Below are 26691 nucleotides of genomic sequence, written 5' to 3' on the forward strand. Positions count from 1 at the left end.
ATCAGCGGCACGAAGGGCACATCGCAGGCACTGAGTGTCATCAGGGTCAGAAGAGTGATCATCATGCGCATTTTAGCGCTCCTTTGGTTTTGCTGCTCGATCACGGCAGCTGACCCCAAAGCGCCGCACAGGTCAAACCTTTCTCCGTGCCGCAGAGAGCCGACGGTGCTGCGGCATGATGTCTTTAAAATGCTCCGCTAACCCGTTGTTCAATACTTTTGTTAAGAATGATATTCTGAACAGAAGCGTGCGAAGGTCCAGCAATCGGCGAGGGAGTTCTTCATGACACGAGCATATTTGCGTGCGGTTACCGTTTCATCCTTTTTCCTGTGGGCAGGCGGCGTTCATGCAACCTCGACCGGGCACGGTGAAGAGATGCACGTGGTCCCCGATGCGGTGATCGCAGAGCAACGTCAGGCCCTGTCGGAAAACACGCTGTTTGCCGGGTTCGGGCCGCAGGCGCCGCGCGATATCGACAGCATGGGCGGCAGCAACAAGGTCAGTTTCGAAGCCGCACCACCCTATAACGAAATGAACCTCTGCAACATCCATTTCCACGAAAGCGCCGAACACCGGGGCGGGGAATTCACCACCTATGCTGGCAACGGCGATGGTCACGGCTATGGCAGCGGCTACAAATATTCCGGTGAGCTGAGCGTGACGGAACTTGCGCCGTACCATGAAGAGGTCGGAGCCACCGAACACGGCAGTCTGGTGCCCGGCGACACGATTGAGGTGCATTTCGTGCACACCACCGCGCGGGTCGATCCCGGCCCGACGCTTGGCTCCTGCCTCAGCGAGGCCATCAAGAACCCGCAGCTGCGGGTGGAGGCGCAGGTCTTTGTGCTGGTCAATGACGAGGCCGCGCTCGATTTCACCAAAGTCACGCGCTTACAAAAGAAAAACGGCCTGACCCAGGCGGTAAACATGCCAACCGATACCGGGCGGCCGGTCGTCTATGCGGGTTCAACCACCGGGCCTGGCTATAACGAGAAGGGATCGCCCTTTCAGGTCACCTGGGCGGTGCGCCCCAAGGTGGCCAAGGTCAGCATCCAGTCGGTCGCCAGATGGCTGGACTACAACACCTTTGACGAAGACCACGCCCATGGCGTGCGCAATCTGGTGATCAATCCCGACCTCCTGTCGGTGATCGGACGCTGACACGCGCTGCCCCGCTACTGGGGCGCAAGGTTTAGGAGCAGGGGGGCCGGGCAGACGCCCTCCGGTTCAGACGCTGGTTCCCAGTGCCCGGCGAAATGCCATCAGGCTGCCGGACAGGAACACCGCGCCCAGGCAAGCCATCGTCAGCAGTTCGGGCCAGACAATCGACAGATCCGCCCCGCGGAACACCACGGCCTCAGCAAAGGCCATGTAGTGGCGCGAGGGCAGCAGCCAGGTAAAGGGCTGCACGATATCAGGCTGGCTTTCGATCGGGGTCATGCCGCCGGACAGCATCATCATCGGCATGATCGTCATCATGATCAGCAGGGCGAATTGCGCCATGGTCCGGGCGATGGTGCCAAGGAAAATTCCGATGGCCGCCGCTGCAAACAGGTAAACCGCTGTGCCCGCAAAAAGCAGTGCGTGCGTGCCGACCATTGGCACCTGCAGCAGACCCTCGAACACCACCAGCATCGATAGGGCAAAGACGCTGATGATGATCAGCCCATTGGCCCAGATCTTGGCCAGGGCGATCTGAAAAGCGGTGAGGGGCATCACCAGAAGATGTTCGATGGTACCATGCTCGCGCTCGCGGATCAGGGCGGCGCCGGTCAGCATGATCGCGACCATGGTCAGGTAGTTCAGGATGCCATTCAAGGCGTTGAACCAGACCTGGCTGCCATTGGGGTTATAGGCCCGCCGCAGCACCAGATCGACCGGCGCACCGGCGGACGGATCGCGGCCCGCCAGATAGCGGCTGACCTCGGTCTGGATGATCGCCTGAATGTATCCATCGCCCAGCCCAGCCTGCATGACAGCAGTGGCATCGATATGCAGCTGGATCTCGGGCTGGCTGCCTTTGCGCAGCTGTGCCTCGAAGTCGGGGGGGATGACCAGCGCGAACAGGAACCGCGCCTGATCCAGTCCGGGACCGATCTCATCCGCATCTATGGGGATCGGGGTTTGGAAATAGGGCGGGTAAAAGGCGTTGGCGATCTGGCGCGACAGCTGCGAATTGTCCTCGTCCGCAATGGCGATAGAGGCGTTATTGACGTTCTCCGGTAGGCTGGTGGCATCCATATAGACCATTAAGGTGAACACGAAGAGGATCAGCCCCGCCATCACCGGATCCATCAGCACCGTGCGTAACTCCTTGGTGCCTAGCCAGAAGATATGGTGAAGCGCCTTCATGTTATTTCTCCTGCTTGCGCAGCAACAGCACTGCAATGGCCAGGAAGACCGGAAAAAACAGGCTCAGTTTCACAATGTCATGGCTCAGCGCCGCCCAGCCCAGCCCCTTTGTATAGGCGCCGACACTCAGATGCATGAAATAGGAGGCAGGCCAGGCCGAGCCGATCATCTGCGCCTCGGGCGACAGGGTCGAAATCGGCTGGATCATGCCGGAATACTGCATGGTCGGCATCAGCGAGAGCAGCGCCGCCGCAAAAACCGCGGCGACCTGCGTTTTGACCAGCGAGGACACGACAAGGCCATAGGCGGTGACCGCAAAGCCATAGCACAAGGCCCCGAGCGTCATCGCGGACAAGGAGCCTTTCAGCGGCACATCCATTACAAAGATGACCATCAGCGTCAGCACCAGGTAGTTGCACATGGCAATAGCGACATAGGGCAATTGCTTGCCCACCAGGAATTCGATGCGATTGGTGGGGGTGACATAGAAATTGGTGATGGTTCCGATTTCCTTTTCCCGCGCCACGCTGACGGCCATCAGGATGACAGGAAACAGCATCAGCAGCATGGCCGGTATCGACGGCCCCATCGACCGGATGCTGGCAAAGGTCGGATTGTAGCGGTAGCGGTTTTCGATGGTGAAACTGGACTGTTCCTGCGGATCGGCACCGGCCTCCAGCATCAGATCGCGCAGATAAATGGCGTGCCCACCGGTGATATAGCCCTCGACGGTTCCGGCCCGCATCGTATTGGCCCCATCCAGCCAGGCCGAAACTTCGGGCGTGTTGCCTCGTGCCAGATCACGGCCGAAATTCGGTGGGATCTCGACGGCGACGCTGACCTCGCCTGCCGCCATCTGGTGGATCAGATCCTCTCGGTTCAACAGATCCGGTTGTTCCAGAAAATACCGTGACCCGGTGAAACTGCTTAAGTAGCTACGGCTGGCCGGAGACTGGTCTTGATCCAGCGCGGCAAAGGTCAGATCCTCCACATCCATCGAGACACCGTAGGACAGCACCACCAAAAGGATCACCGATCCGAGAAAGGCAAAGGCCAGCCTGATCGGATCGCGGATCACCTCGACCGTTTCGCGCAGGCTGTAGGCCAGCAATCTGGACAGGCTGAACCGGCCAAGCCTGGCCGGGGGGTCATGGGCGTCTGGCACGGCTCCGTCCTGCAGGGCCACGCTGTCGGCGCTCTCGCCTTCGCCGGTTGCGTCTTCGATATAGGCCACAAAGGCGTCCTCAAGCGAGGTTGCGCCCTTGGCCTCAACCAGATTGTCCGGCGTGTCATGGACCAGCACTTCGCCCGCATGCATGAGCGAGATGCGATCACAGCGCAGCGCCTCATTCATGAAATGGGTCGAGATGAAGATCGTCACCTTGTCGCGGCGGGACAACTCGATGAGGAACTCCCAGAACCTGTCCCGCGCCTCGGGATCGACGCCCGATGTCGGTTCGTCCAGGATCAGGATTTCCGGCTCGTGCAGCACCGCCACCGCCAGCGACAGACGTTGCCGGATACCAAGCGGCAGCCCGCCAGAGCGTGTATCCATCACATGCGATAGCTCGAACCGGTCGGCCAGCGCCGCGATGCGCGCCGTGGCCTGCTGGCTGGGGATCTGGAACAGCCGCGCGTGCAGGGCGAGGTTCTGCGCCACCGTAAGTTCGCCATAGAGCGAGAAAGCCTGGCTCATGAAACCGACGCGTTTACGGGTCGCAAGATCCTTGGCGTTCACCGGCTTACCAAAAAGATAGGCCTCACCTTCGGACATCGGCAACAGGCCGGTTAGCATCTTCATGGTGGTGGTCTTGCCGCAGCCGTTGGAGCCGAGGAAGCCGAAGATTTCGCCAGGGCGGATTTCGAAACTTACGTTGCTCACGGCGGTGAAATCGCCGAACCTCCGGGTCAGGCCGCGGGCCACGATGGCGGGGCGCTCGCCATCGGTTTGCAGCGGCGGAATGACCAGCTCCGGCAACTCGCGGCCCTCCCCGCCGGGCCGCAGGCGCACAAAGGCGGCCTCAAGACTGTCGGTGCCGGTTCTGGCGCGCAGTTCTTCTGCCGTGCCGGTGGCCAGAACCTGGCCTGCATCCATCGCCACCAGCCAGTCGAACCCTTCGGCCTCCTCCATATAGGCGGTCGAAACCAGAAGGCTCATGCCGGGATGTTCCTGCCGGATCTTGGCAATCAGGTCCCAGAACTGGCGCCGCGACAGGGGGTCGACCCCGGTGGTGGGCTCATCCAGGATCAGCAGGTCTGGATCATGCAGCAGCGCACAACACAGGCCCAGTTTCTGTTTCATCCCCCCCGAGAGTTTTCCGGCGGGGCGATCCAGAAAGGGAAAAAGCCCGGTTGCCCGGGTCAGCCGCGCGATCCGGCGGTTGCGTTCAGCGCGGCTTTGTCCAAACAGCTTGCCAAAGAAATCGAGGTTCTCCTGAACGCTCAGGTCCTGATACAGGTTCTTGCCCAGCCCTTGCGGCATATAGGCAAGGCGCGGACCGATCCGCTGCCGGTGGCCCGCCTTACGCATTTCGCCGCCCAGCACCTGCAGCATGCCGGTCTGCATGACCCGCGCACCGGCGATCAGGTCCAGCAGCGTCGATTTTCCAACCCCGTCCGGCCCGATCAGGCCAACCACCTTGCCAGCCGGGATGTCGAGCGTCACATCCGCAAGTGCGACCACGTCCTTGTAGCGCTGCATCAGATTGGCAGCGCGGACGACGGGCTGGCTGTGATCCTCCATGGCCGGGCCCTTACTCTTGCGCGGTCAGTTCGGGGGGGATGTTGTTCAGAAACTCCGGCCAATCCGGCAGGGCCTCGCTGGCCAGACGCACATAGGCCACGCCGCGGATCCCGGTCTTCACAAGGTCGATGTTCGCTTCGACCAGCGGTTGTGGCACCCGGACCCGCACCCGGAACATCAGATCTTGCCGTTCGCTGGCGGTTTCGACCTGTTTGGGCGTGAATTGCGACACTGGTGAGACAAAACTGACCTTGGCCGGGATCACCACATCGGCGATATCAAGCCGGATGCGGGCCTCGCTGCCGATGGACAGAAGATGCGCCTCGGTGGCGGGCAGGAAAAACTCCAAATAGACCTCGGTGAGATCGACCATGGTCAGGACGCGTCCGCCTGCGCCGATGACCTCTCCGGGCTCGGTCAGCCGGTAGAGTACCCGTCCCAGGGTCGGTGCCGTCAGGCGGGCATCGTCGAGGTAGGTCTGCACTTCCTCAATGGCGAAACGCGCCGCATCCACCGCGCGCTGCTGCGACAGAAGCGATGCCTTGGCCACAGTGAGGTTGGCCTCGGCAACCTTGTGATCGCTGAGACGTACGTCGAGGGTTTCGGCAGTTGCGACCCCGCGGGACACCAGCTCGCGGGTGCGTTCCAGCTCCTGATCGGCCAGCAGCAACCGCGCCTCGGCTTGCGCAATGGCGGCCTCGGCTGCTGCGACCTGGCTTTCCACCGATGCGTATTCCGCCTGTGCCCGCGACAGTTGCGCCTCCAACTCGCGGGTTTCAATGGTGGCGACCAGTTGGCCGGTCTCGACCAGATCACCCTCTTTCACCTCGACCGTGGCGACCCGCCCGGCGATCCGGCTGGAAATATCGACCTGAACCGCCTCGATGCGACCATTGCCCGAGGTAATGCCATCGGGCAGCTCACCATTGCCGTTGGCAGTGTAGTAATACAGCCCGGCGCCGGCCGCCAGGACCGCGATACCGGCTATGATCCATCTGCTAGAAAACATCTTTCATCCCCGGCTGTGCTGCATGTCCACAGGCGTCGGCGCCAGCCTGTGCGTCCGACAGAAATGTGCGGACATGGTCCGCGATAACGCGCTCTTCATTGGTGGCGATGACATAGGCGCCGACCGTGCTGTCCCCACCGTGAATGCGGGTGTCGTTGCGGGCGTTGGCCTCTGTATCAAGGGTGGCCCCCAGCCAGCCGCAGCCCTCAACGATCCGGGCACGGATCTCGGCTGCGTTTTCGCCCATGCCACCGGTAAAGACCAAGGCATCGATACCCTGCGCTGCGGCCGCCAGCGCGCCGATCTGCTTGCAGGCGCGATAGACAAAAAGATCCACCGCCTCCTTTGCGGCGGGGCTATCGCTCTCCAGCAAATCGCGCATGTCATCGCTGAGACCCGAGACACCGAGCAGCCCCGATTGCCCACCAAGCAGAGCCTCGACCTCCTCTAGGCTCATGCCCTTTTCGCGCATCAGGTAGAGCGGCACGCCGGGGTCCAGCTCGCCGCAGCGTTTGCCCATCACCAGCCCGTCCAGCGCTGTGAACCCCATGGTGGTGGCGATGCTTTTGCGGTTTTTCATCGCGCAGATGCTGGCGCCATGGCCCAGATGCAGCACCAGAACCCGGCCATCGGCACGCTTCCCAAGGTGGGTGGGCAGCTGCGAAGCGATGAATTCGTAGGAAAGCCCGTGAAACCCATAGCGCAGCACCCCCGCATCTGTGAGCGCGCGGGGCAGGGCAAAGATCTGCCCGATCCGCGGCGTGGTGCGGTGAAAGGCGGTGTCGAAACACGCGATCTGCGGGATGCCGGGCCAGGCCCGTTGCAAGGCGTCGATTCCGGCAAGGTTATGCGGCTGATGCGCCGGAACCAATGGTGCCAGCCGCTCCAACTCACCCCGCACGTCGGCGGTGACCCTTGTGGCATCCGCAAAACGCTGACCGCCATGGACCACCCGGTGCCCGGCGGCGATGACCTTCAATCCCGCACTTTGCTCCTGCAGGTGGCGGACCAGCCAATCCAGCACCTGCTCGTGATCGGCGTCGGCAGGCAGGGAGAGCGGCTCTGAGATGCCATCGACATGATGAACCGGGCCAAGGCCGATCCGGTCGATATGGCCCTTGGTGAAGGCAGCGCCGTCGCCCACAGCAGCGTAGAGCGCGTATTTGACCGAGGAGGAGCCGACGTTGAGGGTGAGGATTGCTTCGCTCATGGTGCGATCCTTGCCTGTTGATGGCGCACAAACAGCTGCGCCAGAGCTGCCGAGGCGACCCGAGCCAGTGCGCCATCCGCCCGGCTGGTCAGCATGATCGGCACCCGCGCGCCTAGAACCAGACCCGCGGCTTCGGCGCCGGCGAGGTACTGCAATTGCTTGGAAATCATATTGCCGGCCTCCAGATCAGGGGCGAGCAGGATATCCGCGTCCCCGGCGACATCCGATGTAATCCCCTTGGCCTGCGCCGCCGCGCGGGAAATCGCGTTGTCAAAGGCCAGCGGCCCGTCAAGGATGCCGCCGGTGATCTGGCCGCGCTCTGCCATCTTGCACAGGCCGGCTGCCTCGACCGTCGAGGGGATCTTGGGGGTGATGGTTTCAACCGCCGACAGGATGGCAACCTTTGGCGCGGCAACACCAAGCGCCTGCGCCAGATCGATGGCGTTCTGTAGGATATCCGCCTTGGTCAGCAGGTCGGGAAAGATATTGATGGCCGCATCGGTAATCATCAACGGCTTGGGGTAGCTTGGCACATCCAGAACAAAAACATGGCTCATCCTGCGTTCGGTGCGCAGACCAGTGGCCTTGTTGACCACTGCCGACATGACCTCATCGGTGTGAAGCGCGCCTTTCATCAGGGCCTCGGCCTTGCCCGTGCGCACCAGTGAGACCGCCATGTCAGCTGCAGCGTGGCTGTGCGGGGCATCCACGATCTCGATCCCCGCCAGATCCAGACCAGCCTCGGAGGCGGCCGCCTTTATGCGCGGGGTCGGACCGATCAGAACCGGCGTGATCAGCGCCTTGTCCCGTGCCTCCAACGCGCCCTCCAGAGAGGCGACATCGCAGGGGTGCACCACAGCGGTCACGATCGGATCAAGGGGCTGCGTGGCGGCAATCAGCGCATCAAACCCTGCGCCGGGCTTGCTCAGCTGGCCCGAGGGGCGACCGGAGCGTGGCACGCGCAGGGGCTTGTCCGGTGCGATCACCTCTGCCGTGCCTTCGACAAGGGCGGCATCGGCGCTATCGGTGCAGAGGCAATCGAGCATCACATGCCGGGTTTCGGGATCGGTTTCGCGCACCGTGATGCGCGTGGTGATCATCTCGCCAAGGCGGGCCGGGGCAAGGAAGCGCAGCGATTGAGACAGGCAGACCGTGCCGGGACCGGGCAATTCGGTGGACAGCAATTCGGAAATCAGCGCACTGCCCCAGGCGCCCACCGCAATCCCATCGTCCGGCGCAGCCGCGTTACTGCCTTCAGGCAGGTCGACACAGGGGCCGATATCGTCATCACGCAGAGCGCGAGTCAGCTCGGCGCTGTCGCCGGGGGTGATCTGATCAAAGGTCTTGCTCTCGAAATACTGCATCAGTGCCTCGTGATATCAATTATCCGCTACAATCGGGCAAAGCGCGCCGTGCCGCAATATCTCCCCGCTAACCCGGTCGGGGGCGGTGGCGTCACTCCATGAGCACGTAGGTGCCTGGCGCCGGGCAAAGCGCCTCTCCCATCGCGGGGGGCGCAGTGGGGTCTCCTGACCGGGTTTCAAGCCAGGCCACCCATTCCGGCCACCAGGAACCTTCCTTGCGCTCGGCAACCTCGCGCCACTCGTCTGGGGGCAGATAGCGGTCCCGGTCGCAGCTGGTGTGAACGTGATAGTGGCGCCGGGGGTGACCGGGTTCGGAAACCACACCGGCATTATGCCCGCCTTTGGTCAGTACGAATGTGACCGGGGAACTGGTTAGCGCGTCGATTTTGAACGCCGATTTCCACGGCGCCACATGATCGGTTTCGGTGCCGACGGCAAAGATCGGCAACCGCAGATCATCAAGCGACACCGGATGGCCGCCGACCTCGTATTTTCCGGTGGCCAGTTCGTTGTTCAGAAACAGCTTGCGCAGATATTCCGAATGCATCCGGTAAGGCATCCGTGTCGCATCGGCGTTCCAGGCCATCATGTCATTGAGCTTGGGCCGCTCCCCCATCAGGTAATCCTTCTGAAGCCGCGACCAGACCAGATCGTTCGAGCGCAGCAGTTGAAAGGCGCCGGACATCTGACCCGCATCCAGGTATCCCTGCTGCCACATCATGTCCTCCAGAAAGGCGACCTGGCTTTCGTTGATGAACAGCATCAGCTCACCCGCTTCGGTGAAATCCACCTGGGTCGCAAAGAGCGTCATGCTGGCCAGCCGGTCGTCGTCATCGCGCGCCATGGCCGCAGCGGTGAGGCTGAGCAGGGTGCCGCCCAGACAATAGCCCGCCGCGTGGATCTTCTCGGCGCCAGTGATGTCCTGAATCGCATCCAGCGCCGCCATCGGTCCCTTCTTGCGGTAATCGTCCAGTCCGAGATCAGCATCTTCGGATCCTGGATTGCGCCAGGAGATCATGAATACCGTGTAGCCCTGTTCGGTCAGGTATTTCACCATCGAGTTCTCGGGCGACAGATCAAGGATGTAGTATTTCATGATCCAGGCCGGAACGATCAGCAGGGGTTCGGGCTTCACCTTGTCGGTGGTGGGGTCGTATTGGATCAGCTCGATCAGATGGTTGCGGAAAACCACTTTGCCCGGGGTCACCGCCACGTTTTCCCCCACATGGAAATCCGTTTCCGGGCGGAGAGGTTTGCCGAGCAACAGTTCCTGCATGTCGTCGCGCAGATTTTCCATGCCGCGCAACAGGTTCATGCCGTTTTCGTCTTTGGTCTTTTGCAGCACTTCGGGATTGGTCAGCGGAAAATTGGCAGGCGAGACTGCGTCAAGCATCTGGCGCGCGATGAAGGACACGGCGCGTTCATCCTCGCAGCTGACGCCGCGAACGCCGGTGGTCGCCTCCTGCCACCACTCTTGCTGCAAAAGGAACGCCTGCTGAAATGCGTTGAAGGGTTGCTTCTGCCAGGCGTCATGGCTGAAGCGCCGGTCGCGACGTGCAGGCGGGATGCAGGGTTTGACCGCGTCAGAACCAAGAGAGTTTTCAAACAAGTAGCGACCATTGTCCGCTGCCCCTGATACGGCCTTGTTCCACAGGTTCATCTGCTTGCCCGGGGACACAGCAAGATGGATCGACCAATCGCCGACAACCCGCATGATTGCTGCCGGAGAAAGGCCCCCAGTCAGCTTTGCCAGTTTGGAGCGCGCTTCCTTGTCGAGCAAGTCGCCAATCTCGGCGGCGGGATCGTGCTCCGGTTTCTGTGAAACCTCAGCGGGCATGGTCTCGGGCAGGGGAGCGGGGCGGTTCGGAATGCCCGTTTCCTGGCCATCGACCGCCTTGTTTTCTGTGTTCATCGCAGACACCTCAGCCGCTGACTCCAAAGAACGCGCCGGATCGCTCCGGTCATTGCTGGCACAGGGTACGCTGCGATGCAGCAAAGGCTATGATCTGAATCAACACGGCCGCCCTGATTGCGCGGGATTTTCGGGCCGTGCTTAGCGGGGTGGCAGGATCGCCCGGCAAATCAGCCCTGCACAAACAGGCGGGAGAGCACTTGTGGCACCGATGTCCGGGATGGAACGAAAAAGCCCCGGGAAAACCCGGGGCTTTGACAATTCTCTATCTGATCGCGGGATTATCCCTGCAGGCTTTTGACCTGAACGTCCCCTTCGGCCTGCGCCTTGATCGCCAGCGCGGCGGCATGGGCACCGGCGGCGGTGGTGAAGTAGGGAATCTTGTCATACAGCGCGACCGAGCGCATTTCCTTGCTGTCCTCGACCGCCTGAGCGCCTTCGGTCGTGTTCATCAACAGCTGCACGTGGCCGTCTTTCAGCAGGTCCACCACGTGCGGGCGTCCCTCGTAGACCTTGTTCACCGCCTCGCAGGCCACACCGTGCCCGTCCAGCCATGCCTTGGTGCCGCCGGTGGCGACCAGGGTGAAGCCTTGTTCGATCAGGGTGCGCGCGGCCTCCAGCATTGTGGCGCCCTTGTCGGCATCCTTGATCGAGATGAAGGCACGGCCTTCTGACGGCAGCACCATCCCGGCACCCATCTGCGCCTTGAGGAAGGCGCCGGCAAAGGAGCGGTCCCAGCCCATGACCTCGCCGGTGGAGCGCATTTCCGGACCAAGCAGCGTGTCGACACCCGGGAAACGGGCAAAGGGCAGAACGGCCTCTTTGACCGAGAACCAGGGCATGTCGGGATCGGCCAGAGTCATCGGATCGGCCATCGGCACATCGACATCATAGCCTGCATCGGGTTCATAAGGCGCCCGCTGCGGGAAGGCCGAGAGCTTCTCGCCCGCCATGACGCGCGCCGCGATCGAGGCGATGGCGCTGTCGGTGGCCTTGGCGACGAAGGGTACCGTGCGGCTGGCACGCGGGTTCACTTCGATCAGGAAGATCTCACCGTCCTTGATGGCGAACTGGATGTTCATCAGGCCGACCACGTTCAGAGCCTTCGCCAGGGCGTAGGTCTGGGTCTTGATCTCTTCGATGATGTCCTTGGACAGGGAGTAGGGCGGCAGGGAGCAGGCACTGTCACCTGAGTGAACGCCAGCCTCTTCGATGTGCTGCATGATGCCGGCCACATGCACGTCGGTGCCGTCGCAGATCGCATCCACATCAAGTTCCACCGCGCCGGCCAGATAGCTGTCGAGCAGCACCGGGCTGTCGCCGGACACTACCACCGCCTCGGCGATGTAGCGTTTCAGCTGATCCATGTCGCGCACGATCTCCATCGCGCGCCCGCCCAGCACGTAAGACGGACGGATCACCAGCGGGAAGCCAATTCCCTCTGCGATCTCAAGCGCCTGTGCGTCGGTGGAGGCAATGCCGTTATGCGGCTGTTTCAGGCCCAGCTTGTTGACCAGATCCTGGAACCGTTCGCGGTCTTCGGCCAGGTCGATGGCGTCGGGCGTGGTGCCGAGGATCGGAATGCCTTCGTCCTGCAGTGCATTGGCCAGTTTCAGCGGGGTCTGGCCACCGAACTGCACGATGACACCATGCAGGGTGCCGTTCTCTTGCTCGGCGCGCAGGATTTCCATCACGTGCTCGAAGGTGAGCGGTTCGAAATACAGCCGGTCCGAGGTGTCATAGTCGGTGGACACGGTTTCCGGGTTGCAGTTGATCATGATGGTTTCATAACCAACATCGGTCAGCGCAAAACAGGCGTGACAGCAGCAGTAGTCGAACTCGATACCCTGACCGATTCGGTTCGGACCGCCGCCAAGGATGACCACCTTCTTGCGATCCGACGGGCGGGATTCGCATTCGATCTCGCCCATCATCGGCGCTTCGTAGGTGGAGTACATATAGGGGGTCTGCGCCTCGAATTCGGCGGCGCAGGTGTCGATCCGCTTGAAGACGGCGGTGACGCCCAGATTATGACGGGCGCGGCGCACATTGTCCTCGTCCCGGCCGGTCAGCGCGCCAAGGCGGGCATCGGTAAAGCCGAGCATCTTCAGCGCCCGCAACTGGTCCTCGCGCATCGGCAGGCCGTTTTTGCGCACCTCGCGCTCGGCGTCGACGATCTCGCGGATGCGGGACAGGAACCAGGGGTCAAACTTGGTGACGTTCTGGATCTCGTCATCGCTCAGCCCGTGGCGCATCGCCTGGGCGATGGTGCGCAGCCGATCTGGGGTCTGCTGGCTGATTGCCTTGATCACGGCAGCCTTGTCGTCGCCGCTGGCTTCGTCCCACTGGCCGACGGTCATGCCGGGGATGGCAACCTCGTCAAAACCGGTGAGGCCCGATTCCATCGACGCCAGCGCCTTTTGCATGCTTTCGTGGATGGTACGGCCGATGGCCATGGTTTCACCCACGGATTTCATCGCGGTGGTGAGGTAGGGCTCGGAGCCGGGGAACTTCTCGAAGGCGAATTTCGGGATCTTGGTGACGACATAGTCGATGGAGGGCTCAAAGGAGGCCGGCGTCACCTTGGTGATGTCGTTGTCCAACTCGTCCAGCGTGTAGCCCACCGCCAGTTTCGCGGCGATCTTTGCAATCGGGAAGCCGGTCGCCTTGGAAGCCAGCGCTGAGGAGCGCGACACCCGCGGGTTCATTTCGATCACCACCATGCGGCCATCGTCGGGGTTCACGGCCCATTGCACGTTGGAGCCGCCGGTTTCGACGCCGATCTCGCGCAGTACCTCGATCGAGGCGGTGCGCATCATCTGGTATTCCTTGTCGGTCAGAGTCAGCGCCGGGGCCACGGTGATCGAATCACCGGTGTGCACGCCCATGGGGTCGATGTTCTCAATCGAGCAGACGATGATCGCGTTGTCCGCCTTGTCGCGGACGACCTCCATCTCGTACTCTTTCCAGCCCAGAAGGCTTTCATCGACGAGGATCTGATTGACCGGCGAAGCATCCATGCCCGAGCGGCAGTAGTGGATGTAATCTTCGCGGTTGTAGGCGACGCCGCCGCCGGTGCCGCCCAGGGTAAAGGCAGGGCGGATGATGGCGGGCAGGCCGACCTCATCGAGCGCCTCAAGCGCCAGCTGTACGCCTGCTTCCAGATCGGCCGAGCCGTTGTCGCGGGTGGGGGCGGTGATGATCGTGGCGCGCGGGTTTTCCAGACCCAGCCGGTCCATCGCTTCGCGGAACAGCTTGCGGTCTTCTGCCATTTCAATGGCTTCGCGCTTGGCGCCGATCATTTCGACGCCGTATTTCTCAAGCACGCCCATCTCTTCGAGCGCCAGAGAGGTGTTGAGACCCGTCTGTCCGCCCATGGTCGGAAGCAGCGCATCGGGGCGTTCTTTTTCGATGATCTTGGCCACCACTTCGGGCGTGATTGGTTCGATATAGGTCGCATCGGCGAGGCCCGGATCGGTCATGATGGTGGCCGGGTTCGAGTTCACCAGGATGACCCGGTAGCCCTCTTCACGCAGCGCCTTGCAGGCCTGTGCGCCGGAATAATCGAATTCGCAGGCCTGGCCGATGATGATCGGTCCCGCACCAATGATCATGATCGACTGGATGTCGGTTCTTTTTGGCATGGCCTAGCTTCCTTTGATTGTGGGTGCGGAATATGGGTCGAGTCACCGGGCGCCCCCATGCGCCCAAATTGTCCTGCGTTATAGGGACCGCGCCGAAAGGTTCAAGGGGGATCGGAAACGGATCGGAAAATGCCGCATCCACCCCCTTTGTGCGCATTGCGAACGCGTATATGAGGAGGCGATAGCTTTAGGAGACAGACCCGGTGCGGATTCGCTTTGATCAGGGGCCCATGGGGGCCGGGACATGTTTCGACCAACCGCTGCGTGTGATCCGCGCGGATGCAGCAGGCCAGGTGCCCGCAGCTCTGGCGGCGCTCGACGCGGCGCGGCAGGCCGGGCATTGGCTGGCGGGTTATGCCACGTATGAGCTGGGCTATGCGCTTGAGCCAAAGCTGGCGTCCCGGATGCCGGACGGGCGGCGGCTGCCGCTGATCTGCTTTGGGGTCTATGAGGAGCCGCGGTGTCAGAACGCTGAGAGCAGCGCCCGTCCGCGGGCGGAAAGCGAAGCGCCCGCCCGGGGGGGCGGACGGGCGCTGCCGGGCGGGGCTGGGCTTGGGGATATCACGCCACGCTGGAGCTATGATCGCTACGCCGAGGCCTTCGGCGAGGTGAACCGCAATATCGGCAAGGGCGATATCTATCAGGCCAACCTGACCTTTCCGATCGATGCACAGGCGCATGGCAGCGCAGAGGCGCTTTATGCCGCGCTGCAGGCAAGGCAGGCGGTCGGCCATGGCGTGCTGGTCGAACAGGACGGGCTGCCGGACCTTCTGTCGCGCTCGCCTGAGCTGTTCTTCCGAACCGACGCGTCAAGCCTCATCGAAACGCGCCCGATGAAAGGCACCCAGCCGCGCAGCGACGATCCGGTGGATGACGCGCGCCGCCGCGATTTCCTGTGTCAGGACGAAAAGAACCGGGCCGAGAACCTGATGATCGTCGATCTTCTGCGCAATGACATCAGCCGCGTGGCGGAGACCGGATCGGTCCATGTGCCGGAGCTGTTCGCGGTCGAGAGCTATGCCACCGTGCATCAGATGGTGTCGCTGGTACGGGCGCGATTGCGGCCGGATGTCGGGCTGGCCGAGATCTTTGCGGCGTTGTTCCCCTGCGGGTCGATCACCGGCGCCCCCAAGATCCGCGCGATGGAGATCCTTGCGGATCTGGAACCCTGGCCGCGTGACATCTACTGCGGCACCATCGGTTGGGCCGCCCCGGATGGCGCCTCGTCGTTCAATGTTGCAATCCGTACGGTGATGCTGGAGGACGGCCGCGCAACACTGAACGTGGGCGGCGGCGTGGTCTGGGACAGCACCGCCACATCAGAATATGAGGAAGCGCTATGGAAAGCACGGTTCGCCCAGATGACGCAACCTGCGACACCATCAGTGACACCATCAAGGGTGATCCCGCTTTCCGCCTGATCGAAACGCTGGGCTGGCATCCGGGCGAGGGTGGGCGGCGCCAGCCGCGCCATCTGGCCCGGATGAGGCGCAGCGCGGCGGCATTTGGGATTCCCTTCGACCCCGGGCCGTCCGAGGCGATGTTGGCAGAAATCGCCAGTGATACACCGCTGCGTTGCCGCCTGACGCTCGACGTGGAGGGGCGATTTGACATGACCACTGCGCCACTGGGGGAACCCCCAGCAGAGTGGCGGCTGGGCATCGCAGACATCCGGCTTGATGCCGACGACCCGTGGCTACGGCACAAGACCACCCGCCGCGCGCTTTATGACAGCGCCCGGGCAGCTCTGTCGGCAGGCATCGACGAGCTGGTTTTCCTCAATCAGCGCGCTGAGGTTTGCGAAGGCACGATTACCAATATCTTTGTGACGCTTGCAGGTGGGCAGGTGGTGACGCCGCCGCTCGGCTGCGGCCTTCTGCCCGGCATCCTGCGGCAGGAAATGCTGGAGCGCGGCCAATGCGCCGAGGCGGTGCTGCACCTTGCTGACCTGAAGGGGGCGCAGGCCATTCATATGGGCAATTCCTTGCGCGGGCTGATCCCGGCAAAGCTGGTCTGAAACTGATCTGAAAAGGGCGGGGGCGCGCCCGCGGACAAGGGCCCCGGGCGGCGCGCTGCGGTGGCACCACAGCGCCGCCCGCGCCGCGCCGAAGGCGGGGCGCCACGCCCAACACGTCTGGCCGGATCGCGCAGCGATGGGGCGCAGAGGGGGCGGGAGCCTTTGCGCCGACGTGGCGAGAGGGCAAAAACGGGCATCTGACGGGGCGAATGCGCCCTGTTTGCTTGACAAGAGAGCCGCAACCTAGTGTACCAGCCCGGACGAATTCCGCGCCGCTTTGGCGCATATCCCGATTGATGGTCCGCCCGGACAGATGCCCCGAGAGACGACCCGCGACACGAAAGGTCAGCCAATGCACGCATACCGCAGCCATACCTGCGCCGAACTGAACAAATCCAACGTGGGCGATACCGTGCGCCTGTCTGGCTGGGTCCACCGGGTCCGCGACCACGGCGGCCTGCTGTTCATCGACCTGCGCGACCACTATGGCATCACCCAGGTCATGGCTGACCCCGATAGCCCGGTCTTTGCGGAGATCGAAAAGGTGCGTTCGGAATGGTGTATCCGCATCGATGGCAATGTGCTGGCGCGCGACGAAAGCCTGGTGAACCCGAAGATCCCGACAGGCGAGATCGAAGTCTTCATCCGCGATATCGAGGTTCTCGGCAAAGCCGAGGAACTGCCGCTGATGGTCTTTGGCGAGCAGGAATACCCCGAGGAAACTCGCCTGCGCTATCGCTACCTCGACCTGCGCCGCGAGAAGATGCAGAACAACATGGTTCTGCGCTCGAACATGATCCAGTCGATCCGCAAGCGCATGTGGGACAAGGGGTTCAACGAATACCAGACCCCGATCATCACCGCGTCGTCGCCCGAAGGCGCGCGCGACTTCCTGGTGCCCTCCCGTCTGCACCCCGGCAAGTTCTACGCCCTGCCGCAGGCGCCGCAGCAGTTCAAGCAGCTGATGATGGTCTCGGGCTTTGACAAATACTTCCAGATCGCGCCCTGTTTCCGGGACGAGGATCCGCGGGCTGACCGCTCGCCCACCGATTTCTACCAGCTCGACATGGAAATGTCCTTTGTCACCCAGCAGGATGTCTTTGACACCATTCAGCCGGTGATGCAGGGCGTGTTCGAGGAATTCGGCGGTGGCCGCAAGGTCGACAGCGAATGGCCGCAGATCTCCTACAAGGATGCCGCCAAGTGGTACGGCACCGACAAGCCGGACCTGCGCAACCCGATCAAGATGCAGGATTGCTCGGAACATTTCCGCGGCTCCGGATTTGCCATCTTCGCCAAACTGCTGGAGCAGGAAGGCACCGAAGTGCGCGCCATCCCGGCGCCCACAGGCGGTAGCCGCAAGTTCTGCGACCGCATGAACAAATTCGCCCAGCAGGAAGGTCTGCCGGGCATGGGCTATATCTTCTGGCGCAAGCAGTCGGCGGATTCCATCGCGCAGGAGCAGGGCATTTCCGTCAAGGAAGTCAACGCCAAGATCAAGGCGGGCGAGATCGTTCTGGGCAATGAGGCCGCCGGTCCGCTGGCCAAGAACATCGGCCCCGAGCGCACCGAGGCGATCCGCCAGCAGCTGGGTCTCGACGTGGGCGATGCGGCCTTCTTCCTGGGCGGCAAGCCCAAGTCCTTTGAAAGCGTTGCAGGCCGCGCCCGCACCGTCATCGGCGAAGAACTGGGTCTCATCGACAAGGACCGTTTCGCCTTTGCCTGGATCGTTGACTTTCCGATCTACGAGGCAGACGAGGAAACTGGCAAGATCGACTTCGAGCACAACCCCTTCTCCATGCCGCAAGGCGGGATGGAAGCACTGGAGGGCGACCCGCTCAAGGTGCTCGGCTATCAGTATGACCTCGCCTGCAACGGTTACGAGCTGGTTTCGGGCGCGATCCGGAACCATAAGCCGGAAATCATGTTCAAGGCCTTCGAAATTGCCGGCTATGGCAAGGAAGAGGTCGAGAAGCGCTTTGGCGGCATGGTCAACGCCTTCCAATATGGTGCCCCGCCGCACGGTGGCTGCGCTGCCGGTATCGACCGCATGGTGATGCTGCTGGCGGATGAGGCCAACATTCGCGAGGTCATCATGTTCCCGATGAACCAACGCGCTGAAGATCTGATGATGTCGGCCCCGTCCGAGCCGATGTCGGAGCAGCTGATGGAACTGGGACTGCGCGTCATTCCGCAGGATCAGTAAGGCCTAAGGGCCTTGACCAAGACAATTCAAAAAGCTCGGAGCATGGTCTCCGGGCTTTTTTGTTCCTGCTGCGCCGGAACCGGCAAATCCTCGCGTATCAGTAAGTGATGGGTGTGGGTGCCACGGAGGTTCTGGCCTACTGTGGAGATCGAGACCTGTTGATCCCGAAATGAAAATGGGGCCGGAGCAATGACAGATGCGGTTTGATCCTGAACTGGCCGAGATCCGGTTTGGCTGCGGGTTGTCACCCCGGCTGGCACCGCCGCAATCGCCCGAGGCGATGTTGCAGCGCCTGACCGGCGCCGATGAGATGGCGCGCGCCTATCCGGTGCAGGATTTTGATGCGGCCTTTGCCGATTCAGTGACGTTTCAGGCGCTCGCAAGAGAACGGCGCAAGCTGCGCGGTCAGCCGGAGTATGAGGCGGCGGACGCGCGTTACCGCACCTTTCGGCAGCAGAAACGAACGGACCGTTTGCAAAATTTTGCCCAGCGTCTGCTGCGTTACGCCGATACGTCTGACGGCCTGCGGGAGCGGCTGACCCTGTTCTGGTCGGATCATTTCACCGCCAAGGGGCGGCGTAATGCCTTTCAGCATCTGGCAACCCCCTATGCCGAGACCGCGATCCGCCCTCATGTTGCGGGCCGGTTCGAAGATCTGCTGATCGCGGTGGTGACCAGCCCGCTGATGCTGCATTATCTGGATCAGAATAGTTCGGTCGGGCCGAACAGTCCTGTCGCGCAGCGGCGCAATCGTAGTGCCGGTCTCAATGAAAACCTCGCCCGCGAGGTGCTGGAATTGCACACGCTGGGGGTGGATGGTCCCTATAGTCAGACGGATGTGCGGCAATTGGCGGAGCTCTTTACCGGGCTCAGTTTCAATCGCAAAGAAGGGTTTAACTTCCGCCCCGGCCTGGCAGAGCCCGGCAGCGAGCAGGTCCTTGGCCGCTCCTATGGCGCAGAGAAAGGGCGGTTGGAGCCGGTTTTGCAGGCGCTGCGCGATCTCGCGCGTCATCCGGCCACGGCCCGGCACATTGCCCGCAAACTGGCGGTGCATTTCACCTCGGACCAGCCGGACGCGGATCTGGTTGAGCATGTGGCAGAGCGGTTCCGTCAGTCTGGTGGTTACCTGCCGGATGTCTACGCCGCCTTGCTGGAGCATCCCGCCGCCTGGGCGCCGGAGCTGCGCAATGTAAAGCCGCCCTTTGATTTCGTGGCGTCGGCCTGCCGGGCGCTGCCGGTGGACGCAGACCGGGTGACGGGGTTCAAGCGCGGGCAGCTCAATCGGATTTTTGCGGCGCCGCTGACGCTGATGGGACAGAAATGGGAAGATCCTGCCGGGCCGGATGGCTGGAGCGAGGATGATGCCGCCTGGATCACGCCGCAGGGCCTGTCGGCCCGCCTGCGCTGGGCTTTTGCGGCGCCGCAGCGGCTAGTGGCCGATCTTCCCGATCCACGCGGATTTGCCGGAACGACCCTGGGCAGTTTTGCCGATGGCAAGGTGCTGTTTGCCGCCTCGGCAGCCGAAACCCGGGCCGAAGGGGTCGCTCTGGTGCTGAGCGCCCCGGCCTTTCAGCGCCGCTAGCAGGAGGATTGATCATGAGACATTCCCGGAGAAGCGTCCTTGCACGCGGTGCAGCGCTTGGCTGTTCGTTGGCCGCCAGCCCGCTGCTGACGCCGGTCAGCTTTGCCTCGGCCCCCTGGGACCGGCGGCTGGTGGTGATCATCCTGCGCGGCGGCATGGACGCGCTGGACGTGGTGCAGCCCTATGGCGATCCGGCCTATGCCGCTCTGCGGCAGAAACTGCGCGGCGGCCCGGACCATGGAGGTTTGGACTTGGATGGGTTCTTTGCCCTGCATCCGGCCCTGTCGCCGCTGATGCCGCTGTGGCGGTCCGAGGAGTTGGCCTTTGTTCACGCGGTTTCGACACCTTACCGGGACAAGCGCAGCCATTTCGACGGTCAGGACCTGCTGGAGGCGGGTACGCCGGGGCTGGAACAGGCGCGCGATGGCTGGCTGAACCGCTTGTTGCAGCAGCAAAGCGGGATCGAGGCGCGCACCGCTTTTGCCTTGGGGCAGGGGGAGATGAAGCTGCTGAATGGTGCGGCGCCTGTGGCAGACTGGTCTCCGGATGCCGCTCTGATGATGAGCCCGCAGGCCGAACGTCTGGCCGGGCTGCTGATGGAGGATGATGCGCTGTTTCACCGTGCCTTGTCCGAGGCGCTAGACTTGTCACGCGAGGCGCCGGGGCTGCCGCTGTCTGGCGAAGACATGCAGGACGGGGAAATGACCATGCCGGTACCGACCCGGGGCAAGGCACATCTGAAGATCGCGGCCTATGCGGCGCAGCAATTGCGCGCGGACACTCGCATTGCGGCCTTTTCGATCAATGGGTGGGATACCCACAACCGGCAGGACAGGGCGTTGAAATCGGCGCTGGGCCGGTTGTCCGACACCGTGCTGGAGTTGAAGGCCGGTGTCGGCGCCGATGTCTGGGACAAGACGGCGGTGGTCGCGATGACGGAATTTGGTCGCACAGCGCGGGAGAACGGCACCGGTGGCACCGATCACGGAACCGGTGGCGCGATGCTGCTGGCGGGAGGGGCGATCCGCGGCGGCCGGATCTACGGGCGCTGGCCGGGGTTGGAGGAAGCCGCGCTCTATGACCGGCGTGACCTGATGCCGACGGCGGACGTGCGTGCACCCGCGGCCTGGATCCTGCGCGGCCTGACCGGGGTAGGGGTGGCCGATTTGGAGCAAACCGTGTTTCCGGGGCTGCGGATGGAGGATGATCTTGGCCTGCTGCGGTGACCCTGAAGGGGGCGCCGCGCTGGTCGGGTCAAAAGGATAGAACCGCTTCAGGCGGCGATAGCGGCCCCGAGGTCCGGGGCCTGTTTCGCCGTGCAGAGGTCAATGCTCGTGGCGGTAGATAACCATCGGTTCCCGCGTGTTGCGATCGCGGTTCTGGCGGATTTCGCGGGCGGCCTGGCGCGCCTGCAGATAGAGCACGATGGCCAGCGTGGCCGAGCCGATCAGAATCACTTCGAGCATGTCAGATCGCGATTTTCCGTTCGAGACGTTCCTGCACCATTCCCGCCAGCATTGCCGTGTCCGGGCCGATGGGGCGGCCAGCCATGCGGGCCTGGGCAAGGCTTGCCGCGGCATTGGCGAGCGGCTTGTCGCCTGCACTGCGTGCGACACCGCCAATGAACTGCGTCAGATAGTCCAGCGTGTTGCCTTCATGGTCTTCGTTCAGAACATCTGCCGCATGGGCCATATCGTCCTGAAAGGCGAGGAAATCCGGCTCGATGGTTTCATCCGACAGGTCCTGCAGGCTGGCGGGCTGCCGGTCGGCGGGCAGGCGCGACAGAATCGCATGTTGGAATGCGGCAAGTGAGGTGATCGGCTTGGCGAGGAAGCCGTCGGCGCCAGCCTTGAGCGTCTCTTCTTCAAGGCTTTCGTCGCCGGAAATGCCAAGGATGACGGAAACCCGCGGTGATCCCTGATTGATCTCGGCGATCAGTTCCGTGCCGGAGCCATCCGGTAGTCCCACATCGGCAATCACGACGGAAGGGCGGTATTCCTTCAGGTGTCGGCGGGCGGATTTCAGGCAATCGGCGCGCCGGATACGGGCGCCGCTGCGCAAACAGAGCAGGCGCAGCGCTTCGCAGGCAAAGCGACTGTCCTCGACCACCAGAATGGTCAGACCAAGAAGAGGGCGCCGTTTCGTCGGGAGACGGTGGGCGGCTGCAAACAGTTCCGAATCGTCCATTACTCATACTCCTTGCGGGATACTGACTGACGCTATGGATTTGAGGCTAATTAGAGGTTAACGCGATGCAGGAGATGCCAAGGCTGCGGGTTTTCCCCATGATTGCCTGCGGTTGCCCGGCATTCTCTGCAGCCGCCCGGTAGCGCGCGCCGTGCGCATTGGCGCACTTGCCCCCATTGGCTGGTCTCAGCATAAGGAAGTCGAACAGGATTTGAGAGGAGAATACACATCATGATCGGTCGTTTGAACCATGTCGCGATTGCCGTGCCCGACCTTGAGGCGGCCTCGGCTCAGTACCGTGATGCGTTGGGCGCCAAGGTCGGCGCACCGCAGGATGAGCCCGATCATGGTGTCACAGTTGTCTTCATCGAGCTGCCCAACACCAAGATTGAGCTGCTTTACCCGCTGGGGGATGACTCGCCCATCAATGGCTTCCTGGAAAAGAACCCCGCTGGTGGCATTCACCACGTCTGCTACGAGGTTGAGGACATTCTGGCTGCGCGGGATCACCTGAAGGCGCAGGGCGCGCGGGTTCTGGGCTCTGGCGAGCCGAAGATCGGTGCCCATGGCAAGCCAGTTCTTTTCCTGCACCCCAAAGATTTCAACGGTTGCCTGGTGGAACTGGAGCAGGTTTGAGGCTACCTGAGGCCAGCGCCGGACGTCGGCGCGCGGATATACAATAAAGGTGCGCTATGGGAATTACATCGGGACTGGTGCTTTATGCGGTGATCTGGTTCATGACCTTCCTGATCGTCATTCCGATCCGGCTTGAGACACAAGGTGACAAGGGGGAGATCGTGCCCGGCACCCATGCCGGCGCGCCCGAAAACCATTATCTGAAGCAGAAGGCGGTGATCACCACCATCGCGGCCTTTGTGATCTGGGCCATCGTGGCAGGAATAATCCTGTCCGGAGTGATCAGCGTGAATGATTTCGACTGGTTCGACCGGCTGCCCGATCCAAAATAGCGCCTCTTGAGAAAACGCGGTCCGGGGGGATGCCCCCGGACCGTTGATCTGTTCGCCGTCAGACCCTGCGCCACAGGCCGTGGAATATATGGGTGAAGGTGGCCGCGCCCAGGATCGGAATCACTAGGTTCACCAGCGGCACTGACAGCGGCATCGCCATCAACGTGCCTGCGATCCAGATGGTTCCCATGTGCTTGCGCCGCATCTTGCGGGCCTCTGGCATTCCGATGCGTCTGGCGGCGGCCAGGGTGAAGTATTCCCGGCCCAGAAAGAACCCGTTCAGCCCCCAGAAAATGAACATCGCGATGGGCGGGAACATCAGATAAAGCACCAGCGCCAGCAGGTTCGCGGCGATCAGCACGCCAAGGAAATTGACCGTGTCGCGCAGCGCCTCCACGATCGTTGGATCAGAGGCAGAGGGGAGCTGAGGGAAATGCTTGTCCTCAACCGCCTGTGCCACCTGATCCAGAAACATCGAAGTGATGGCCGAGGCGACCGGGACCATCAGAAAGACCGACAGTCCCATCATCAGAAGGATCGACCCGAAGGACAGGATATCGTCCAGCCACGTCACCTCCCCGAACAGGGGCAGGGTGACCTGCGGGCCGACCAGCCACTGCACCAGAAAGAAGAACATCACATATGTGGCGATCAGTAGCGCAAAGGTCAGCCCGACACCCAGCAAAAGAACCCTGCGAAAGCGTGGATCCCCAGTCTGGGCCAGGGACTTGAAAAAGGCGTCAAAGATCATGCGTCGATCCAGCTGGTGATGCGCTCCAGATCCGGGCGCGGGCGTTCCGGCGGCTTGGTACCTTCGGTGGCAATATGGATGAAGCCGGCGATGCGTTCGTGCGGCGCCAGCGACAGGGCCTCTTCGCAGAACTGGCGGTCGTGGCTGACCCAGCCAGAGAGCCAATTCGCCCCCCATCCTGCCGCCAGCGCCGCATTGAGCAGCGCAAGGCAGACAGCACCCGCGGAATAGGTTTGTTCGATGGCCGGGATCTTGGGGCTGTCGGTCTGCACCTCAATCACCGCGACGGCCAGTTGGCCAAGCTCGAACTGGCTGCGCCCCTTGGCGATATCCTCGGGCGATTTTCCCAGCCGCTCACCTGCGGCTGTGGTTAGCTCTGCAAGCCGTACCATGGCGGGTTTTTCGATGACGATGAAGCGCCAGGGCTCCAGCTTGCCGTGATCGGGCGTGCGGGCGGCGGCGGTCAGCAAAACCTGCAACTCGTCCCGGCTGGGGACCGGTGCGACCAACGTCTTCGCGGGGCGGGAGCGGCGATTCAGAAGGAAATCAAGGGCGGCAGCATTCTGTTCTGGCATATGTGAAACCTTTTTACATCAAGGTTTTATATGCTGGCTGGCGCGTGTTTTTCAAGGGGCGGTTCGGTGATTATCGCGGCGCGCGGTGCGGCAGCAATTATTCCCAGACCATGCGCTGGCCGCTGAGGCAGGCATGCAACGAGCCGGGCGGGATCAAACCAAGGTCCTGGAAGAAGGTGAAGTAATCCATGTGACCGATGTATTCAGCAATCCGGTCCCCTTCAAACCGCGCCATGAGACAATCGTAGGCGACAATCATTTCCGCGGTCGAAAGGCACTTGGCTGAAATGCGAATGCGCATCGAGATCCAGTCGTCCTGTTCGATCGCATTCATAACCTCAAAGGAGGACGGTCCGACCAAGCCCTGTACAACGAGTTTGAATTCGACCCATTCCATCATCGGAATGATCTTACCTCCGGTGACAGGTCCGCAAAAGGTCGCCTCCTCGGTGAAATACCGACCCAAATCGAAGTCACCGGGATCTCCGAGGGCGGCATTCAGGAAATCAAGAATGATCGATTTTTTGCCCATAGGAGGTAACACCGAATACACAGGAGCCGCGCAGGCCCAACCAAACACATCTCAGGCGGTGCGAACCGCGTAACTTAACCTCACGTATTTTGAAGCGATCGTGGCTTGCTGTACAGCAGCTTGTTTCGGACCGTTGCAGCATTGCAATTGGTGCTGGTGTTTTGAGGGGCGGCAGGGCATCAAATCGACATGGGAAAACCAAAGAAGAAAGATCTACCGGACCTTGCGGACCTGGCCGTTGCGGGGCTGGAGATCCAGGTGCGGGCCACGCCAAAGGCGGCGCGCAACGCGATCACCCGGACCGAGGCGGGGCTGAAGGTCTCGGTCACCGTGGCGCCGGAAAACGGCAAGGCCAATGCCGCAGTCGCGGATTTACTGGCTCGGGCCATGGGCGTTGCGCCCTCTGCTCTGGAGCTGCGCCGGGGCGCCACATCACGGGACAAGGTTTTTGTCTATCGCGGCTCATGAACCAGATGCGGGATCCTGCGGCGTGGCCTCATCCGGAACCAGGCGATAAACGCCTTCGGGCAGGTCCAGCGCAGCGGCCAGATCGCGCAGCTGGCTGTATGAGAGGGTGATCTTCTCTACCCTGTCGGTGCGAGGATCGAATTGCTCCACAGTCACGCATTCCGCAAAGGCGTTGATAGTCACATCTTCCAGCAAAGGGCGCTCGCCCTCATCCACCAGGGTAACGACGGTCGAGTCGAATTCGTGTTCGATGGTAAACATATCCCGATGTTGCCACCTTGGTGCTGTGATTGGCAAGTGTTTGCGCGCGCACCAGAAATGTGACGCGAACCTCCGCTGACGGCTGCAAGACTGGCTGCAGAATCCGGCTGTCTGCGATTGAACCTCGGTTGGGTCCCGGCCTATGATCGGGCGATGACGTCAAGGACAGGCCGATGCGCTCCATTCTGAAAACAGTCTCGCTTTGCGCACTCAGTGTTTTGAGCGCCTGCGGCGTTCCCGGTGCCCCGCCGCCCGGCGGCGGAGCGGTTGCTCCGGCAACATCCGGGGCGCGGGTGTCTGGCCTTTCGCCAGCCGAAGCTCGGGCAACCTTTGCCACCGTCGCCAGCCGGGTTGAACCGGTGGCCGAACGCACCTGCCGGACGCAGACCAGTGGTATGAATTGCGACTATCTGATCCGGATCGATCCCGACGCCAAGGCGCCGCCGAATGCCTACCAGAGCCTGTCGCAGTCCGGCCGCCCGGTAATCACCTTCACCCGCTCTATGCTGGGGCAGATCGCCAACGCGGATGAGCTGGCCTTTGTCATGTCGCACGAGGCCGCGCACCATATCCGCGCGCATCTGGCCCGCCAGCAGCAGAACGCAGTGGCGGGTTCCGTGTTGCTGGCCGGGCTTGCCACCCTTGCCGGAGGCAGCGCGGCGGATATCTCCAACGCGCAGGATCTGGGCGCCATCGTCGGCGCGCGGGGATATTCCAAGGAATTCGAACTGGAGGCGGATCAGCTCGGCACCATCATTACGCATCAGGCCGGATACCGGCCCAGCGTTGGCGTACAGTTCTTCTATCGCCTGCCGGATCCTGGCGACAAATTTCTTGGCAGCCATCCGGCCAATCCGGACCGGGTGCGCGTGGTGCAGCAGACCATCACCCGCTACGGGCTGAACTGATC

23 protein-coding genes are annotated in these 26691 nt (G+C 62.3%); 10 read left to right on the forward strand and 13 right to left on the reverse strand.

The genetic code is table 11. The features are described 5' to 3' along the window. Positions 1–282 precede the first annotated feature (282 nt). Complete coding sequence (locus tag SM763_RS10765; protein WP_368998522.1) at positions 283–1161, forward strand: delta-class carbonic anhydrase; 879 nt, start codon at positions 283–285, stop codon at positions 1159–1161. 66 nt (positions 1162–1227) lie between these two features. Here the strand turns inward: SM763_RS10765 and SM763_RS10770 are convergent, their stop codons facing one another. From SM763_RS10770 to carB, 7 genes are all read right to left on the reverse strand, one after another. Further along, positions 1228–2352 (reverse strand): ABC transporter permease, encoded by a 1125-nt coding sequence (locus SM763_RS10770; RefSeq protein ID WP_368998524.1) that lies wholly within the window; start codon positions 2350–2352, stop codon positions 1228–1230. Between the two features lies 1 nt (position 2353). Further along, positions 2354–5095, reverse strand: coding sequence for a ribosome-associated ATPase/putative transporter RbbA (gene rbbA / locus SM763_RS10775; protein WP_368998526.1), 2742 nt, complete (start codon positions 5093–5095; stop codon positions 2354–2356). A gap of 10 nt (positions 5096–5105) precedes the next feature. After that, complete coding sequence (locus tag SM763_RS10780) at positions 5106–6104, reverse strand: HlyD family secretion protein (protein WP_368998527.1); 999 nt, start codon at positions 6102–6104, stop codon at positions 5106–5108. After that, positions 6094–7314 (reverse strand): acetate/propionate family kinase, encoded by a 1221-nt coding sequence (locus SM763_RS10785; protein ID WP_368998529.1) that lies wholly within the window; start codon positions 7312–7314, stop codon positions 6094–6096. Before SM763_RS10785 ends, SM763_RS10780 begins: the two co-directional genes overlap by 11 nt. Further along, complete coding sequence (locus tag SM763_RS10790) at positions 7311–8678, reverse strand: bifunctional enoyl-CoA hydratase/phosphate acetyltransferase (RefSeq protein ID WP_368998531.1); 1368 nt, start codon at positions 8676–8678, stop codon at positions 7311–7313. Before SM763_RS10790 ends, SM763_RS10785 begins: the two co-directional genes overlap by 4 nt. Positions 8679–8769: 91 nt before the next feature. After that, on the reverse strand, positions 8770–10590 hold the full coding sequence (locus tag SM763_RS10795) for a PHA/PHB synthase family protein (protein ID WP_368998533.1): 1821 nt from the start codon (positions 10588–10590) through the stop codon (positions 8770–8772). Between the two features lie 281 nt (positions 10591–10871). Beyond that, positions 10872–14234, reverse strand: a complete 3363-nt coding sequence (gene carB, locus SM763_RS10800) for a carbamoyl-phosphate synthase large subunit (RefSeq protein ID WP_368998535.1) — start codon at positions 14232–14234, stop codon at positions 10872–10874. Positions 14235–14437: 203 nt separating this feature from the next. Between carB and SM763_RS10805 the strand changes: the two genes are divergently transcribed. The 5 genes from SM763_RS10805 (at position 14438) to SM763_RS10825 (ending at position 21265) form a co-directional block, all read left to right on the forward strand. Further along, positions 14438–15655, forward strand: coding sequence for an aminodeoxychorismate synthase component I (locus SM763_RS10805; protein ID WP_368998537.1), 1218 nt, complete (start codon positions 14438–14440; stop codon positions 15653–15655). Beyond that, positions 15574–16251 carry an aminotransferase class IV family protein gene (locus SM763_RS10810; protein WP_368998539.1) on the forward strand — a complete coding sequence of 226 codons (678 nt, stop codon included), beginning with the start codon at positions 15574–15576 and terminating at the stop codon, positions 16249–16251. The genes SM763_RS10805 and SM763_RS10810 overlap by 82 nt, the downstream gene beginning before the upstream one ends. Before the next feature lie 352 nt (positions 16252–16603). Further along, a complete protein-coding gene (gene aspS / locus SM763_RS10815; RefSeq protein WP_065273765.1) occupies positions 16604–18457 on the forward strand; it encodes an aspartate--tRNA ligase in 1854 nt (617 codons plus the stop codon). Between the two features lie 196 nt (positions 18458–18653). Beyond that, positions 18654–20039: a DUF1800 domain-containing protein gene (locus SM763_RS10820; RefSeq protein ID WP_368998541.1), complete on the forward strand. Its 1386-nt coding sequence runs from the start codon at positions 18654–18656 to the stop codon at positions 20037–20039. A 14-nt stretch (positions 20040–20053) separates the two neighbouring features. Continuing rightward, a complete protein-coding gene (locus tag SM763_RS10825; protein WP_368998543.1) occupies positions 20054–21265 on the forward strand; it encodes a DUF1501 domain-containing protein in 1212 nt (403 codons plus the stop codon). A 99-nt stretch (positions 21266–21364) separates the two neighbouring features. Here SM763_RS10825 and SM763_RS10830 read toward each other — a convergent pair whose 3' ends face one another. Further along, a complete protein-coding gene (locus SM763_RS10830; protein WP_156767926.1) occupies positions 21365–21505 on the reverse strand; it encodes a hypothetical protein in 141 nt (46 codons plus the stop codon). 1 nt (position 21506) lies between these two features. Next, positions 21507–22226 (reverse strand): response regulator, encoded by a 720-nt coding sequence (locus SM763_RS10835; RefSeq protein ID WP_065272932.1) that lies wholly within the window; start codon positions 22224–22226, stop codon positions 21507–21509. Between the two features lie 231 nt (positions 22227–22457). Here SM763_RS10835 and mce point away from each other — a divergent pair, with 231 nt between their 5' ends. Together mce and SM763_RS10845 are read left to right on the forward strand one after the other, a co-directional pair. Then, complete coding sequence (mce, locus tag SM763_RS10840) at positions 22458–22862, forward strand: methylmalonyl-CoA epimerase (RefSeq protein WP_065272933.1); 405 nt, start codon at positions 22458–22460, stop codon at positions 22860–22862. 56 nt (positions 22863–22918) lie between these two features. After that, positions 22919–23194, forward strand: coding sequence for a DUF1467 family protein (locus SM763_RS10845; protein ID WP_065272934.1), 276 nt, complete (start codon positions 22919–22921; stop codon positions 23192–23194). Between the two features lie 58 nt (positions 23195–23252). Here SM763_RS10845 and SM763_RS10850 read toward each other — a convergent pair whose 3' ends face one another. The 3 genes from SM763_RS10850 to SM763_RS10860 all read right to left on the reverse strand — a co-directional run bounded on the left by SM763_RS10850 (position 23253) and on the right by SM763_RS10860 (position 25052). Continuing rightward, entirely contained in the window at positions 23253–23945 is a 693-nt protein-coding gene (locus SM763_RS10850; protein ID WP_368998545.1) for an EI24 domain-containing protein, read from the reverse strand. Beyond that, entirely contained in the window at positions 23942–24520 is a 579-nt protein-coding gene (locus SM763_RS10855; protein WP_368998547.1) for a nitroreductase family protein, read from the reverse strand. The genes SM763_RS10850 and SM763_RS10855 overlap by 4 nt, the downstream gene beginning before the upstream one ends. 97 nt (positions 24521–24617) lie before the next feature. After that, positions 24618–25052, reverse strand: coding sequence for a hypothetical protein (locus SM763_RS10860; protein ID WP_368998549.1), 435 nt, complete (start codon positions 25050–25052; stop codon positions 24618–24620). A 189-nt stretch (positions 25053–25241) separates the two neighbouring features. Here SM763_RS10860 and SM763_RS10865 point away from each other — a divergent pair, with 189 nt between their 5' ends. Next, the gene (locus SM763_RS10865) at positions 25242–25520 is read left to right on the forward strand and encodes a DUF167 domain-containing protein (RefSeq protein WP_065272938.1); all 279 of its coding nucleotides are present in this window, start codon (positions 25242–25244) and stop codon (positions 25518–25520) included. On the opposite strand, the gene SM763_RS10870 is transcribed toward SM763_RS10865, so the two are convergent. Continuing rightward, a complete protein-coding gene (locus tag SM763_RS10870) occupies positions 25515–25781 on the reverse strand; it encodes a DUF8831 family protein (protein ID WP_065272939.1) in 267 nt (88 codons plus the stop codon). The two genes, SM763_RS10865 and SM763_RS10870, sit on opposite strands and share 6 nt — an antisense overlap. A 173-nt stretch (positions 25782–25954) precedes the next feature. On the opposite strand from SM763_RS10870, the gene SM763_RS10875 reads away from it, so the two are divergent. After that, complete coding sequence (locus SM763_RS10875) at positions 25955–26689, forward strand: M48 family metalloprotease (protein WP_274832938.1); 735 nt, start codon at positions 25955–25957, stop codon at positions 26687–26689. Positions 26690–26691: the final 2 nt, after the last annotated feature.

This window comes from Pseudophaeobacter sp. C1-32P7, from assembly GCF_041008775.1.
GTDB classification, from domain to species: Bacteria; Pseudomonadota; Alphaproteobacteria; order Rhodobacterales; family Rhodobacteraceae; genus Phycobacter; species Phycobacter gallaeciensis_A.